A 14,395-nucleotide genomic window follows, 5' to 3' on the forward strand; every position below is an offset into this window, starting at 1 on the left:
AAAAGGAGTTCAAGCGTGGTATCCGCCGCTTAACCGCGCTCCAGGCTGAAGCTTTTCACAAATTCTCCCGTTTCCATATCAATGTACACATAATGCTGCTGGTTTTCTGTCCGGTATTTTCCTTCATAAACCGGACGCCCGTCTTCGTAGCCTGGTGTCACTGTCCGCACGGCGTCAATTCCCTCTATTTCCACTATTCGCTCTTCAGCCTCCTGGATACTCAGTGTTTCAGCAGCCGCCAGGCGTTCGAGCATTTCCCCGTTGTGGAAAAACAGCCAGTCCCTGCTGCCGTCGTTGGTTTCGACGCGTGCTGTTTTCACCGGCTGTTTGCCGTTATATATAAACGTGTTCTGTACTTCGGCGACATTATTTTCTTCAAGGGCCAGTGCCTCTGCCCGCTCCCTGTCGTCAGCAAGCGGAGCACGGGCCTGAAAATAGCCGGCCACAAGCACCAGAACGACTAGAAAGACAATTGAAAAAGCCGCGAGCGTTATCCAGTTTTTCACGACATATCCCCCTATGTGCGGTAAATGGTAAACACCATCTGTTCTTCGTTTTCCTTATCAAGAGAAAGGCCGAACATTAACTCCTCCTGCTTTAACGTCCGATTCAGTGTATCAACAATTTTGTACAGATCGGACGACGCTTCGATTTTGACCGACGCGACAACTTCAAGCTGTTCATTTCCCATCGTTTCACCTCACCCGGCGTATTATAAGTACGCTTCATTTAATTTGCGGTAATGGCGGTTGGCCTCGGCGGTAATTTTTTCTTCATCGAGTGTCAGAAGTTCGCCGTCTTTCATCAGCTGTCTGCCGTTCACAAAGCTGTCTGTTACATCCCGACCGGAAGCAGCGTACACCAGATGCGATAAAATATTATCGTATGGCTGAAGCGCGAATGACTCGCTGTTAAGCAGAATAAAGTCCGCTGCGGCTCCTGCTTCCAGTTTGCCGCTGTCGCCAAAGCCCATCGAGGCTGCCCCGTTTTCTGTTGCCATTTTCCAGACCGCTTCCGTTTCAATCGAACTCGGGTCCTGGAAGGCGACCTTCTGCATCAGGGCTCCCAAACGGAGCTCCTCAAACATATCGAGATTGTTATTAGACACGGCACTGTCGGTTCCGATCGTAATCCGGAGACCGCGCTTTTGCATTTCGGGAATGCGTGCAATACCCGAGCCGAGCTTGGCGTTGCTCATCGGATTGTAGGAAATCGTCACTTCCGGTACATTCATGTCGTCCAGGTCTTCATCTGTCGCATGCACGACATGTGTAAGCATTGCCGGGCGTGTATAAAACCCGATTTCTTTTAGCTTTTTGGCCGGCGTCATGCCGTAGTCACGCTGATAATCCGCTACCTCTCTGGCCGTTTCCTCAAGGTGAATGCCCAGCGGCAGGCTGTGTTTATGCCCGGCATCAACCACCTTTTCCAAAAACTCCGGCGTGCACGTATACGGAGCATGCGGGAAAAGCATGCCCGTTATCCGGCCGCTTGTGTCCTGCTCCCATTCCTTTAAGTCACGGGCCGCCGCTGCAAGCTTTTCGCTCTGCTCCTCCGGCGTTCCAATACTCATCATTCCCTTGGAAATCATGGATTTGATGCCGGAGCTTTTCACGAGCTCATATGTGTTCTGCATCCCCATATGATACATATCAAGAAACCCGGTCGTTCCGGTCCGGATCATTTCCGCAAGAGCAAGACCTGTACCGGCCTTCGCCGTTTCGTTGGTAAACAGGCGCTCCCGTGGCCATACATGGTTGTTCAGCCATTCCTGGAGCACCACATCGTCCGAGACGCCGCGCATCATTGTCATCGGGGTGTGTCCATGGGTGTTATAAAGGCCCGGGCTGAGCCACTTGCCCCGCCCGTTCAGAATACTGACGCCGTTCTCTCTTTCCGGATAGTCTCCCGGCTCTACTGTAACAATTTTACCGTCCTTGACTTCAATATAGCTTTTAACTGCCCGAACGCCCCGTGCCTTTGGGATCGGGTAAACGTGCTCGATTACAAAGTGTTCCATCTCCACACTCCTTTAACGTTTTTTTGCTTCTTCAAAAAAGTCAGCGATACGGTCCAGCACCGCGTCCATCGGTTCATAATACGTATTTGTCCGGGGAATCGAATCAATAAACGACGAGCCGTAGGAAGCTTCCATAATCCGCTTATCTAGTACTGTTACCACGCCCCGGTCCTCGGAATGACGGATCAGCCGGCCAAAGCCCTGTTTGAATCGGAGAACAGCGTGCGGCAGGGCCTCTGCGTAAAACGACCTTTTCCCCTGACGCTGCATTTTGTCCGACACAGCTTCGTATACGGGGTCTGTGGGCGGAGAAAAAGGCAGACGCACAATGATCACGTGCTGCAGCTTTTCCCCGGGAATATCGACGCCCTCCCAGAACGCATTGGTCCCAAGAAGAAGCGCATTGTCCTGCTGCTGAAACAGCTTAGTCAGCTTGGCGTGGGTACCGCTCGTAATTCCCTGCCCAATGACGCTCAGCGTCGATTCTTCAGTCCATTCTTTCAGCTGGTGATACACCTGCTTAAGCATGTTAAAGGACGTAAACAGAACCATCGTTTTTCCTTCCGTAATATTGACAGCATGAAAAATATATTCAGCTGCTTCCTGTGCAAAATCAGCGTGTTTATCATTCACGCCGGAAATATCTTTTGGAACGAGCAGCTGCGTCTGGGAAGCATAATGATAGGGGGAATCAATCAGACTTGTCTGCGGCAGAAAATCGTTCAGCCCCATTTTTGATTTCATGTATTCAAATGAGCCATTTACTGCAAGGGACCCGGAGGTAAGGACGACGCTTGCTTTTTTCATAAACAGCTGCTCACTAAGCTCCGAGGCCACCTCCACCGGCCGGGCGTAAATGTACGCAGCATTTTTAGCCCCGCTCTGCTCTGCTTCCACCCAGTAAACATGCTCAGGCTCCCGTTCAAATAACAGATGGAACAGATTGTCCCCAAGCTCGTCCAGCTGTTCGAGATAGGCGTTCAATTCGGCAAGTTCATTTACAAAGCTTTTGGAGGACGGCTGCGTCTCCCATACTTTTCCGAACGCTTCCCATGCTTTAAATTCCTGTTCCAGAAGGGTGAGAAAACGCCGCCCGGCATCCTCCACCTGCTCCCACACCGGTCCGGATTCCCTGCCAGGCATAAAGCGCTGGCTGTACCGGCCCACTTCCGAGCGCCGACGGCCGGAAGCCGAGCGGCACCAGCGCGTGAGCAGACGAAAGAGCTCGTCGCATTCATACATCAGCACCGCATGGTTATCCTCGCGTTCCTGGTACCAGCCAGGCTCAAACACGATGCCTGCTTCTTCCCCAAACCAGATGAGCGGGCGCACGACGCTCTGTTTTGTATCCAGGCCGAACCTGCGGAGCAGCCGGTTTGCTTTTGTATAGTGAACGGATCTTCCTGCATATTTCCCCGCCGTTTCCGGAAGGTGATGGGCTTCATCAATGATCACGTACGGATAGGCGGAAAATAAATTTTTTCCCTGGTACATATCGCTTAAAAGCATCGCATGATTGGTGACGACGATATCAGCATATTCGGCTTTGCGGCGGGCGCGAGCATAAAAACAGTACTCCTCCCACCCTCTTTGAGCGTGCTCATCCTGGTAATGATTCTGGCGGAGGCTTTCCCAGAGAGCATTCCTGCGGCCGCCGGCCATATTAATTTCATCAAGATCTCCGTGCCGGGTTTCCGTCAGCCATATCAGCACCTGGCCGAGGCCGAGCGCTTCTTCGAGCGAAAACTGACAGTGCTGCAGCCATTTTTCAAATCGCTGCAACGAGATGTAGTTGCCGCGGCCCTTTAAAACAGCCACAGAAACCCGGTCATCAATCAGCCGCTCAAGCAGCGGGAGATCTTCATTCATCAGCTGCTCCTGCAGGGTGAGCGTCTGAGTGGAAATTAATATTTTTTGATTGTATGTACGATGATACTTTACGGCTGGAAGCAGGTAGGCGAGCGTTTTTCCCAGACCGGTTCCCGCTTCTATAACGGCGTGGGAGCGTTCCTCAAACGAGGCATAGACCATTTCTGCCATCTCCAGCTGTCCCGGACGCTCTTCGAAACGGTCCCAGCCCCGGCTTTTGGCATGACTTCCACTCAGGGTCTCCTGCATCGATACATTTCTCTGCTCCGGCTTTTCCGCCGGAAGCTCTTTGCGGAACACAATGCCGTGATTTTCCTCTAAATCATACGGAAGCTGCTGCGGCGCTTTTGCGATGCAGCGCTCAATGTACCGGTGAAGATCACTGTGCAGAAAGGCAGCCAGGCGGTCCAGACGGTGAAGCGCGTCCTTTGGAAGCACAGCTAACTTTTTACGGATAGATATCCACAGCTCTGCAGTGACGAGGGCATCGCTGTCCGCCCGGTGCGGACGGTCATGGTCGAGGTCCAGCCACGACGTAATCTGTGACAGCCGAAACCCCGGCGCCTCTGGGTAAGCGAGCCTCGCACACTCTACTGTATCCACCACTGGTCCCTGAAACAGCGGGAATCCGGCTTCCTGCATGCCTGCATTGATAAAGGCCAGATCAAACTGCACGTTATGCCCGACAAAGGCAGCGTCCTCCAGCCAGGCGGTTAATGTGGGAGCCACCTCATAAAACTCCGGAGCATGCTCCACATCCTGATCCCGGATGCCGGTAAACTGCTGGATAAAAGGAGGGATCGGCATATGCGGCTGAATAAAGGTGGAAAGAGTGTCAAGTACATCTTCGTCCTCCATCAGCACTGCGCCGATTTCAATTATTTTTGCTCCTTTTCTCGGAGACGTGCCGGTTGTTTCTACATCTATGACTACATATTTTTGTCCCATCTGCCTGCCTCCTTTCTTCCGCTATTCCGGTGGGGGACTGTCCAGAATTTCACCGCTGTGTACCGTTTGAATACTGCCATCTGTCTTTTGGACCTGAAGAGCCCCCTCTTCGGTTATACGAAGAGCCGTTCCCTCCACTGTCTGCCGGGACGTTTCGACCTGGATAAAGCATCCCAGTGTATCTGTTTTAGCGGACCAGGCAGCTTTGACTGCACCGAACCCATTCGTTAAGTATTCATTATACCAGGACTCATAGCTTTTTAAGATAGATGCAATAATCTGCGGACGACTCTGCCGGGCTCCTGCATACTGCCGGATGGAAGCGGCTTTTTCCGCAAGCTCTCCGGTAAAGTCCCCGTCAGCCTGGTTTACGTTAATACCCATGCCGACAATGACCGTCTGTACTTCATCCATGTCTGCCTGCATTTCCGTTAGTATACCTGCGAGCTTCCTTTTATGAATACGGATATCGTTCGGCCATTTAATCGCCGTGGGCTCCGGAAGATAGCTGTCCAGCGCCTCGGCAAGAGCCACCGCTGACAGCAGCGTAAGCTGTGGAGCATAGCGGGGGGGCACCTGCGGGCGGAGCAGCAGGCTCATCCATATGCCCTGCTCCGGACTGCTCTGCCATACACGCCCCAGTCTTCCCCGTCCCTGTACCTGTTCATTCGCTACAGCAACAAGACCCTCTTCCGCTCCTTTTTCAGCCTGTCCCCGTACAATTTCCTGGGTGGAGGGTACGATATCGTTATAAACAATCGACCGGCCAAGACGAGCAGTTGTAAGATGAAGCATAATTTCTTCTGTGCCGACCCGGTCCGGAAACCGAACCAGCCGGTACCCTCGCCGGGATGCCGCTTCAATTTCATATCCATTTTTCCGAAGCTCTTCGATCTGCTTCCATACAGCGGTACGGGACACCTGCAGTTCGTCGCTGAGCTCCTGGCCGGATACCGGACGGTCCTGGTGGTTCATCAACAGCTGCAGCAATCGGTTTTTATTCATCGTTCATTTCCTCCAAATAGGCTAACAGCTTCTGTTCACTGTTTTCCACCTTTTCATTCACGACTGCCTGTTCCAAAAACGCGATCGCCTGCCCGACTTTTGCCGTGCCTTTGAAAGCCGGCATCGAGGCGATCGACTTTGGCGGAAGGGCCAGCTCCTTCCTGGAATGAATCGGAAGGGCCTCCCATTTCTTTTTCCATTCTGCATAGGACATTGGCCGGTAAGTAAAATACTTCCACTGTTTGAGCTTCTCCAGATCTGCCACCTGCTTGGGCCCGAAATAATACAGCCACTGCAGCCACGTCTCAGAAGAAGCAGCAACATCGACTCGTTCGAGTAGCCAGCGGCACTGCTTTCGTACCTGATTGGAAAACCGCCATCCATTCAGCACGTCCAGGCTTTTTCGTCCATACAGGGCATACAGCAGTGCTGCCCATGAAACCTTTATGCCTTCAGGGAACTGCACAAGCGTGGGATGATGAAAAGAGGGAGATGCCGGCCGGACCTTTTCGGGAAAACAGGAAAACAAACGCAGCTCTCTCATGTTTTCTAGGGCGCACAGACGTTTCTGTCCTTCAAGCAGCTTGGTTATTTCACCGTTTATTCGTTCCAAGGCGGTATGTGAAAGCCCTTCTGCAGCTGTTTTCGCTGCTCGTTCAGTTTCCGGATCCAGCGAAAAACCGAGAACTGCACAAAAGCGGAATGCCCGTATTACCCGGAGCGGATCGAGGGAAAAAGCGCGTTCAGCCGACTCCGGCGTACGCAGTATCTGGTCGCGGATATCTTTCTGTCCATTGAACGGATCGATCACTCTCCCCTGTGCATCTGCTGCCATCGCGTTGCATGTGAAATCCCGATGCTTTAGGTCCTCTTCAATTGTTTCCGCCCCATTTCGGAACGGAGTAACCTCTACGATGCTCTTTCCACTCTTTACGAGCAGGGTACCGTGCTTTTCCGATGGCTTCACAGCGTGCGGAAAAACAATCAAAAGCTCTCCGGTGGTCGCTGCTGCTGCAATATCCATATCGCTCGGATTCCGGTTCATCAGGCGGTCACGTACGGCTCCGCCTACAATATAGGCAGTAATTCCGTTTCTCTGTAATGTTTTAATAACAAGCAGCGCCTCTTCCCACGTCTGCCGGCCATTCATTACTCGTCCTCCACGGTCCGACGGTACACTTCTTCATATTGGGCTACGATGCGTGAGGAGGAGAAATATTCTTCCACCACGTCGAGCGAGCGCTGTTTGAAACTTTTCATCTTATCTGGATCCGTCAGCAGCCCGACTGCCTGCTGAGCAGCCAGCTCTACTGCCCCGAGCGGTACAACATAGCCGGTTTCATTATGAAAAACCACCTCAGGAATACCTCCGACATCTGTGCCGAGAACTGGCACGCCGCACGCCATCGCTTCAAGTGCAGCCAGGCCGAAGCTTTCTTTTTCAGAAAGCAGCAGCATCAGATCGGCAATGTGCAAATAGTCGGCTACCTGCCGCTGATTGCCTAAAAACAGTACGTCCTGGTCAACGCCGAGCCTTTTCGCCTCTGCCCATGCCTTTTCCCGGTCCGGACCGTCCCCAAGCATAACCAGCTTACAGGAAACCTCCGTCTGTACTGCAGCAAATGTACGAACGACGTCCACAACCCGCTTTACCGGACGAAAATTAGAGACATGCAGAAGCACCTTTTCGTCCTCGTCAATATTGTATGCTTTTTTTAAATCCTTCTTGTCCGTTTTCGGACCGTACACCCGCTCGTCCACGAAATTATAAATCGTATGAATATCACGGCCAACTTCAAGCATCTGTCTTGTCTGATCCACCAGAGCGTCCGATACCGCGGTCACTTCGTCCGAGCGCTGAATGGCGTAGCGGATAATATCACGAAGCGAGGAGTCATGGCCAAGCACGGTGATGTCTGTACCGTGAAGCGTTGTTACTACTTTTACGGGATGATCGGTCATATCCCTGGCTAAAATCGCACAGACAGCGTGAGGCACGGCGTAATGCACGTGCAGGACGTCGAGTTGCTCCCGGTTGACAACTTCCGCCATTTTGCTTGCAAGCGTTAACGAGTAAGGCGGATACTGGAACACTTCGTATTGGTTTACTGAGACTTCATGATAATAAATATTCGGTGAGGTTTCGGTTAAACGATACGGAATCGCCGAGGTAATGAAATGAATTTCATGGCCTCGTTCAGCAAGCAGCTTGCCGAGCTCCGTCGCAATTACTCCTGAGCCTCCCACTGTCGGGTAGCACGTTATTCCAATTTTCACGCTTAGTCACTTCCTTGTCTGCCGGGCACCTGTTGAAAAAGCATCGGAGTTTCTGCGATAAACCCTTCCGCGTAAGTCACTCCCGTTTCTTTGCCGAATAGTCGGTCTCTTGCCTGAATCGTTTCGAGGTACCCGTCCGTAAGCGGCGTACTTACGGCATCTTCTCCCGGATTAAACTGGCTTTTATACGCTCTTAAGGCCGCTTCTTTGTCACCGGCCGCCTGGGTGATATCCACATAAAAGGCGGGCCGGTGGTAGCCGTTGATCATATAATAGTACATGTCCGGTACTTTGTGGGCGTTTTCGTCCACACCCGGATAAAGCTTGACTCCTGCATCAAACACAGCCCGCTTAACAATATTTCCGGCATCGCCGTGGTCCGGGTGCCGGTCAAGGTAGTACGGGGCAAATATCACGTCTGGCTGGATGCGCCGGATCAGCTGCACAAGCTGGGTGTACTCTTCCTGGGTTACTGCTGTAAGCATCCGGTCCCTCCAGGTAAGCTGAAGCCTTCCGGCACCAAGGATCTCTGCTGCCCGCTCTGCTTCCTGCTGTCTTGTTTCCACGGTCCCATTGGATGAAAGATCCCCCTCTGTCAGGGAAAGCATATAGACGTTATCTTTTTTACTGTGCAGTGCTACCGTCCCGCCCATTCCGATTTCAATATCATCAGGATGGGCCCCTACGGTTAACAGCGTTCGTTTATGTGTCATATTGATCTGTAGACTCCTTTAAAATATCCCGAAAGGCAAACAATCCATGTTCAAGCCCTTTGATCAGCACCTCAGCTGCGGCCATGTTTGTCGCAAGCGGTACCCCGTGTACGTCGGCGAGCCTCATCAATGCGGTGATATCAGGCTCATGCGGCTGCGCGGTCAATGGGTCCCGGAAAAAAAGCACCAGGTCCACCTGCTGTTCTGCAATCTGTGCCCCGATCTGCTGATCGCCGCCGAGCGGCCCGGACTGGTACTGTTTGACGTTCAGGCCTACTTCCTCCTTCAGTCTCCCACCGGTCGTTCCGGTTGCTGAAAGGGTATGACGCTCGAGGATATGCCTGTATGCTTCGGCAAACCGGATAAGATCATCCTTTTTCTTATCATGGGCAATCAGTGCGATATTCATAAAAGCTCCCCTTTACTCCAGAATGTTTTCGAGGCCGTAGACGAGCTCGTTCATCGTGACTACCTGCTCAATCGCAAATTTGACACCCGGCATAAATGAGGCCCGGTTGATCGAGTCGTGACGAATAGTAAGCGTCTGGCCTTCGCCGCCAAACATCACCTGCTGATGTGCCACCAGGCCCGGAAGACGTGTACTGTGAATTCTCATACCGTCAAGCTCCGCTCCGCGTGCTCCCGGCATCGTTTCTTTTTCCTCCGGGTGCCCCTGTGTTTTTTTAGTCCGGTTTTCCTGAATCAGCTTTGCCGTTTTCACAGCGGTGCCGGACGGGGCATCAAGCTTTCGGTCATGATGCAGTTCGGTAATCTCAACGTCAGGGAAGTAGGCCGCAGCCATTTGCGACATTTTCATCATCAGTACAGCGCCGATAGCAAAATTTGGTACAATAAGCACTCCCCGCTGCTGCTCTTTTGCTTTCTGACGCAGGCGGTCGAGATCTTCATCGGAAAATCCGGTCGTACCAACGACGGGCGCAAGACCGTAGTCGAGTGCTTTTTCTGTATGTATCTTTCCAATTTCCGGCGTGGTCAAGTCTACAAAAACTTCTGCTTCGACCTCGCTGAGACACTGGTCAACGTCTGTATAGACGCGTGCGCCGGAATTTGGCATTCCTTCGATTTCTGACAGCAGTGAGCCTTCGTATTTATGGTCCACCACAGCGGCAAGCTGCAGATTCTCTGCTGCTTCAATCATATGTACAGCTTCCTTACCCATGTTTCCTCTCGGCCCGGCCACGATAACGCGGATTGATTCACTCATTTGTCATTCTCCTTTTTCGTCCATCTATCCTGATCTCTTGTCTCAAACTTTTCCATTACGATACGAAACGCTTCATCCAGATCAATATCAAGTGAATTCGCAAAGCAGATGAGCACAAACAGCATGTCGCCCATTTCTTTATCCAGTGATTTATGCTCTTCGCTTTCTTTTTTCGGCTTTTCACCGTAGTAGTGATTAATTTCTCTGGCAAGCTCTCCAGTTTCTTCTGTCATTCTTGCAAGCATGGCAAGCGGACTGAAATACCCTTCTTCAAACTGGCCAATGAAGGCATCCACTTTTTCCTGCATTTCTTTCATCGTCATCTGTTCCTGGGACATTCCGGCGTCCTCCCTTCAATCGTATAAAAATCCATTCGGTTTGACAAACATAGATTGCCTCCTGCTCTGGGCTTTACTATAATATAACGGTTGATACAAGCTTTCCGACCGGAGAGGAGGAACCATCATGAGCATTTGGATACATACCCGTAACATCTTTTTTGTTGTGCTTGGCTCTGCCATTATGAGTTTTGGACTCGTCTATTTTAACATGCAAAACCAGCTAGCGGACGGCGGCTTTACTGGTATTACCCTAATTCTTTATAATTTATTCAATATCAACCCGGCCTTCAGCAACCTCGTTCTGAACATTCCCGTCCTGATTCTGGGCTGGCGGCTGCTCGGGCGGCACGTATTTGTCTATACGCTTATAAGTACAGCTGCTGTCAGCTTTTTTCTGTGGCTGTTTCAAAAAGTCGACCTTCTCCGCCTGCCGCTTCAGGATGATCTTGTTCTGGTCGCTCTGTTTGCCGGTGTTTTTGTCGGCTCGGGCCTCGGCATTGTTTTCCGGTACGGCGGTACGACCGGGGGAGCCGATATTATCGCCAAGCTTGCAAGCAACGTATTCGGCTGGACGATGGGACGGTCATTGTTTATGTTTGATGCCTTCGTAATCATTGCCTCTCTGCTGTATTTAGACTACCGGGAAGCAATGTACACGCTCGTGTTTGTATTCGTGGCTGCCCGCGTCATCGATTTTATTCAGCAGGGGGCATACTCCGGCAAAGCCGCCATGATCATTTCCGATCAGGCTCCGGAGGTAGCTGAAGCCATTTTACAGGAGATGAACCGGGGAGCAACTATACTAAACGGCAAGGGCAGCTTCACCCGCCAGGAAAAAGAGATTCTCTACTGCGTCGTTGGCAAAAACGAACTGATGCGCCTGAAACACCTTGTCGAACGGGTGGACCCCCATGCGTTTGTTACGGTTAACGATGTCCAGGATGTTATCGGCGAGGGCTTCACGCTCGATGAAAACAAAAACCCGCTGCAGTAAGGCGGATTCGACCCACATCTTCATCAGATTCAATACACAAAAACACCTGCGCGATGCCGGCGCAGGTGTTTTTTACTATTCTTGGCTTGTCATGAGGAACATGGCGATAAAACGCCCCAGTTCCAGCACGGCTACCAGAGCAGCTGCCACGTACGTTAATGCAGCGGCATCTAGCACTTTTTTCGTTTCCCGTTCTTCATTGTTGCTGATTATACCGGTCGCCACAATCTGATTCATGGCCCGGCTGCTCGCATTAAATTCCACCGGAAGAGTGACAACCTGGAACAGTACGGCGGCCGAAAAGAATACGATGCCCGCCAGAAACATTCCGGTCGACTGCAGCAAAATACCGGCAAGAATTAAAAAGAAGGAAAGGTTGGACCCGGTCGAAGCCACCGGGGCAAGCGAGGAACGGAATCGTAAAAACGCATAGTTTTCCGCATCCTGAATTGCGTGTCCCACTTCGTGGGAAGCGATCGCCTGAGCCGCTACTGTCGAATTGTAATAGTTCTCCTCCGACAAGCGGACAACTTTTTTCGAGGGATCATAGTGATCCGTTAATTTTCCTTTAGTCGGCTCTACGCGTACATTATAGATGCCGTTTTCCTCCAGGATTTTTTTTGCCACGGAGGCCCCTGTCATTCCAGATGAATTGCTTACGTTCGAATATTTTTTATATGCTTTTTTCACTTTGGACTGTGCCCAAAGCGGAATGAGGATCAGCGCTGCTAAATATAACAGAAGCATTCCCATTTTTTCTCATCCCTCCATTTATATATACTTATATTGTATGCAGGCAGGGGTATAATGTCAAAGATTCTGCTCTATTCCTCCATGAGCCGAAGCTCCGTCCGGCCGGGACTGAGCCTCCACCAGAGCAGGAGCCCGATCGAAATCACACTAAGCCAGAACGTCCCGTAGCCGATCAGGGAAATGTACGGCTGGAGCGATGCTGACACCCACGGATACATTCCAAAAACGTAGTCAATTATATCATTATGCAGTGTCCATACCGCTACTGCCCCGATATGCCAAAGCTTCACCCGGTAGTACGGAAGATACAGGAACGCCTGCAGGGCCATACCCGCGTGAGAGGCGATAAGCATGTAATGCTGCCAGCTGAGAGCCTCTCCGGCCACGCCGGAAAACACATTCATTCCCACCGCCCAAAGCCCATACTTTACAAGCGTTATAAAAGCAAACGCTTCCGCCAGTCCGCTCCTTCTGCCGATAATATAGAGTCCGAGAACGATCGTAAAAACCAGGCTTGCGGTCGGACTGTCCGGGACGAAGGGCAGAAACACAGCCGGCGTCTGCTGCAGCTGCTGCCCGTACCAAATATAGCCGTAAATGGTACCGAGCGCGTTAATGATAAAAAGCGGGATTAACACGTAAGGTGTCCCAAACCATCCAAGTAGCTGTTTCACTGTATCATCCGCCTCATTTTATATGTAGAAAAAGACACCAGGTTCGTGTCTTCATTCGCTCATTCGAAGGTCTTCAAGCAAAAGCTGAAGCTCAGTGTTATCCGGCTGCATGGCCGAAGCCTGCTCCAGATGCTTCAACGCATTCTCCCGGTAGCCGAGCTCAAGCAGCAGACGGCCGTATTCTTCAAGAAATACTTCGTTTTCCTGATACACGCTGTACACTTCTTCGTATTTTTCTTTTGCTTCGACGGGCTCGTCCTGAAGATTTTTAGCCCGGGCGTAGTACCACTGAAAACGCACATCCGGCTCGCCCATTTCGTATAAATGATCAATCAGGTCAATCATTGCCTCCGGTTCTTCCTGCTCCATCCACATGCTGAGAAGCGCATTCGCCGCTTCAAGATGAGCCGGATTTAAAGCAAGCGCCTCCTTGAGATGTTTTTCTCCCTCTTCTTCGTTGCCAAGCGCCATATACAGCTTCCCGGCCTCGGTATATAGATTTTCATTGTATTCATCTTCTTTAATGCCAGCCTTGGCTGCTTCGAGGGCTTTTTCATGGTCCTCGAGGCCTTCGTAGCTTCGCACGAGATACGGATAGAGGGCTACAAAGTCTTTATCCATGTTCCGGAGCTCTTCGAATTTTTCCGCAGCAAGCTGATAATCGCTGACCTGCAGCGCCGTATAGCCGTACCCAAACAAAGCATGGAGCTCCGTGTGTTCTTTCAGTCCGGCCTCGTAGTAGCTCAGCGCATCCTCAAACGAACCGGTCACGCTGTAAGCTTCAGCGAGACGAAGACTCAGGCTCCCATCCGGAAATTTAAACCCGGCACCTTCCGCCTGCTTCAAATAAGGAATGCTCTTAGCGTAGTCTCCGCGGGATAAATAATAATCCCCGACGGCGGCAAGCAGCACCGGCTCTTCAGGACTCTGCTTTAGTGCATCCAAAAGCTTCTGTTCCGCTACTTCATCGAGCCCCTGCATCTGATACAAGTCAGCAAGCAGCAGCTGCGCCCGCAGATACTCTTCGTCCGACTCCTTTACCTCAAGCAGCCACTCAATCGCCTCATCCTCATCGTCAAGATCAATCGCATTCTCGGCTGCAGTAGTCAGCAGTGCCCCTTCATCGGGATAGCGTCCAAGCAGGTCTTCAATCAGCGGCTGTGCCTTATCCGAGCGGCCCAGCTCCTGATACATTTCCACTATATCGTATTTTTCCTGATCATTTGCAGAGTGGCTGTATTTCTCCATCTCTTCAAGCCCTTTTTCCGTATCGCCGTTTCTTATCGTTTCAAGGATCGTTTCTAAATTCACGCCGTCAACAACCTTTCTTCCAGGTAAATCTCGTTTAGCACTGTGTAATTATAGCAAACATTGCCCGCTGTGACGAACAGAAAACCTTCTATACGCAGAACGTGATAACGTTTACAAAAACAAAAAAAACACCTGATGTCTACTCATCAGGTGTGCCGCCACATCGGCTAGTTTTAAGATAAAGAGTATGGATAGGAGTGGAGAGAAACCATACGCTAATATTAGTATAACGTAATTGTAAGCGTTGTCAATGCTTCTCTCCTAT

At 51.2% G+C, this 14,395-nt stretch carries 15 protein-coding genes; 1 reads left to right on the top strand and 14 read right to left on the bottom strand.

Annotated features, from left to right (window positions below):
* Positions 1-29: 29 nt before the first annotated feature.
* The 11 genes from Q0757_RS07645 to Q0757_RS07695 are packed head-to-tail and all read right to left on the bottom strand — an operon-like array spanning position 30 to position 10,395.
* Complete coding sequence (locus Q0757_RS07645) at positions 30-506, bottom strand: PepSY domain-containing protein (protein WP_298785922.1); 477 nt, start codon at positions 504-506, stop codon at positions 30-32.
* A gap of 11 nt (positions 507-517) precedes the next feature.
* Complete coding sequence (locus Q0757_RS07650; RefSeq protein WP_022792243.1) at positions 518-691, bottom strand: YpmA family protein; 174 nt, start codon at positions 689-691, stop codon at positions 518-520.
* Positions 692-712: 21 nt separating this feature from the next.
* Complete coding sequence (locus tag Q0757_RS07655) at positions 713-2,020, bottom strand: amidohydrolase (RefSeq protein WP_298785925.1); 1,308 nt, start codon at positions 2,018-2,020, stop codon at positions 713-715.
* 12 nt (positions 2,021-2,032) lie between these two features.
* Positions 2,033-4,837, bottom strand: coding sequence for an ATP-dependent DNA helicase DinG (gene dinG, locus Q0757_RS07660; RefSeq protein ID WP_298785927.1), 2,805 nt, complete (start codon positions 4,835-4,837; stop codon positions 2,033-2,035).
* A gap of 21 nt (positions 4,838-4,858) precedes the next feature.
* Positions 4,859-5,842: a biotin--[acetyl-CoA-carboxylase] ligase gene (locus tag Q0757_RS07665; protein ID WP_298785929.1), complete on the bottom strand. Its 984-nt coding sequence runs from the start codon at positions 5,840-5,842 to the stop codon at positions 4,859-4,861.
* The gene (locus tag Q0757_RS07670) at positions 5,835-6,992 is read right to left on the bottom strand and encodes a hypothetical protein (protein ID WP_298785931.1); all 1,158 of its coding nucleotides are present in this window, start codon (positions 6,990-6,992) and stop codon (positions 5,835-5,837) included. Before Q0757_RS07670 ends, Q0757_RS07665 begins: the two co-directional genes overlap by 8 nt.
* Entirely contained in the window at positions 6,992-8,119 is a 1,128-nt protein-coding gene (bshA, locus tag Q0757_RS07675) for an N-acetyl-alpha-D-glucosaminyl L-malate synthase BshA (protein ID WP_298785933.1), read from the bottom strand. The genes Q0757_RS07670 and bshA overlap by 1 nt, the downstream gene beginning before the upstream one ends.
* Positions 8,120-8,121: 2 nt before the next feature.
* Positions 8,122-8,832: a bacillithiol biosynthesis deacetylase BshB1 gene (gene bshB1, locus Q0757_RS07680; protein WP_298785935.1), complete on the bottom strand. Its 711-nt coding sequence runs from the start codon at positions 8,830-8,832 to the stop codon at positions 8,122-8,124.
* Positions 8,822-9,241, bottom strand: a complete 420-nt coding sequence (gene mgsA, locus Q0757_RS07685) for a methylglyoxal synthase (RefSeq protein WP_091611155.1) — start codon at positions 9,239-9,241, stop codon at positions 8,822-8,824. The genes bshB1 and mgsA overlap by 11 nt, the downstream gene beginning before the upstream one ends.
* A gap of 12 nt (positions 9,242-9,253) precedes the next feature.
* Positions 9,254-10,057 (bottom strand): 4-hydroxy-tetrahydrodipicolinate reductase, encoded by an 804-nt coding sequence (dapB, locus tag Q0757_RS07690; RefSeq protein ID WP_298785940.1) that lies wholly within the window; start codon positions 10,055-10,057, stop codon positions 9,254-9,256.
* Positions 10,054-10,395 (bottom strand): nucleotide pyrophosphohydrolase, encoded by a 342-nt coding sequence (locus Q0757_RS07695; RefSeq protein WP_298785942.1) that lies wholly within the window; start codon positions 10,393-10,395, stop codon positions 10,054-10,056. Before Q0757_RS07695 ends, dapB begins: the two co-directional genes overlap by 4 nt.
* Before the next feature lie 127 nt (positions 10,396-10,522).
* Here Q0757_RS07695 and Q0757_RS07700 point away from each other — a divergent pair, with 127 nt between their 5' ends.
* The gene (locus tag Q0757_RS07700) at positions 10,523-11,392 is read left to right on the top strand and encodes a YitT family protein (protein WP_298785944.1); all 870 of its coding nucleotides are present in this window, start codon (positions 10,523-10,525) and stop codon (positions 11,390-11,392) included.
* A gap of 75 nt (positions 11,393-11,467) precedes the next feature.
* Here the strand turns inward: Q0757_RS07700 and Q0757_RS07705 are convergent, their stop codons facing one another.
* The 3 genes from Q0757_RS07705 to Q0757_RS07715 all read right to left on the bottom strand — a co-directional run bounded on the left by Q0757_RS07705 (position 11,468) and on the right by Q0757_RS07715 (position 14,130).
* On the bottom strand, positions 11,468-12,145 hold the full coding sequence (locus tag Q0757_RS07705; RefSeq protein WP_298785946.1) for a zinc metallopeptidase: 678 nt from the start codon (positions 12,143-12,145) through the stop codon (positions 11,468-11,470).
* Between the two features lie 71 nt (positions 12,146-12,216).
* The gene (locus tag Q0757_RS07710; protein ID WP_298785948.1) at positions 12,217-12,819 is read right to left on the bottom strand and encodes a DUF1405 domain-containing protein; all 603 of its coding nucleotides are present in this window, start codon (positions 12,817-12,819) and stop codon (positions 12,217-12,219) included.
* A 51-nt stretch (positions 12,820-12,870) separates the two neighbouring features.
* On the bottom strand, positions 12,871-14,130 hold the full coding sequence (locus Q0757_RS07715; protein ID WP_298785950.1) for a tetratricopeptide repeat protein: 1,260 nt from the start codon (positions 14,128-14,130) through the stop codon (positions 12,871-12,873).
* Between the last annotated feature and the right edge of the window lie 265 nt (positions 14,131-14,395).

This window comes from uncultured Marinococcus sp., from assembly GCF_947493875.1.
In the GTDB taxonomy this organism is placed as follows: domain Bacteria; phylum Bacillota; class Bacilli; order Bacillales; family Marinococcaceae; genus Marinococcus.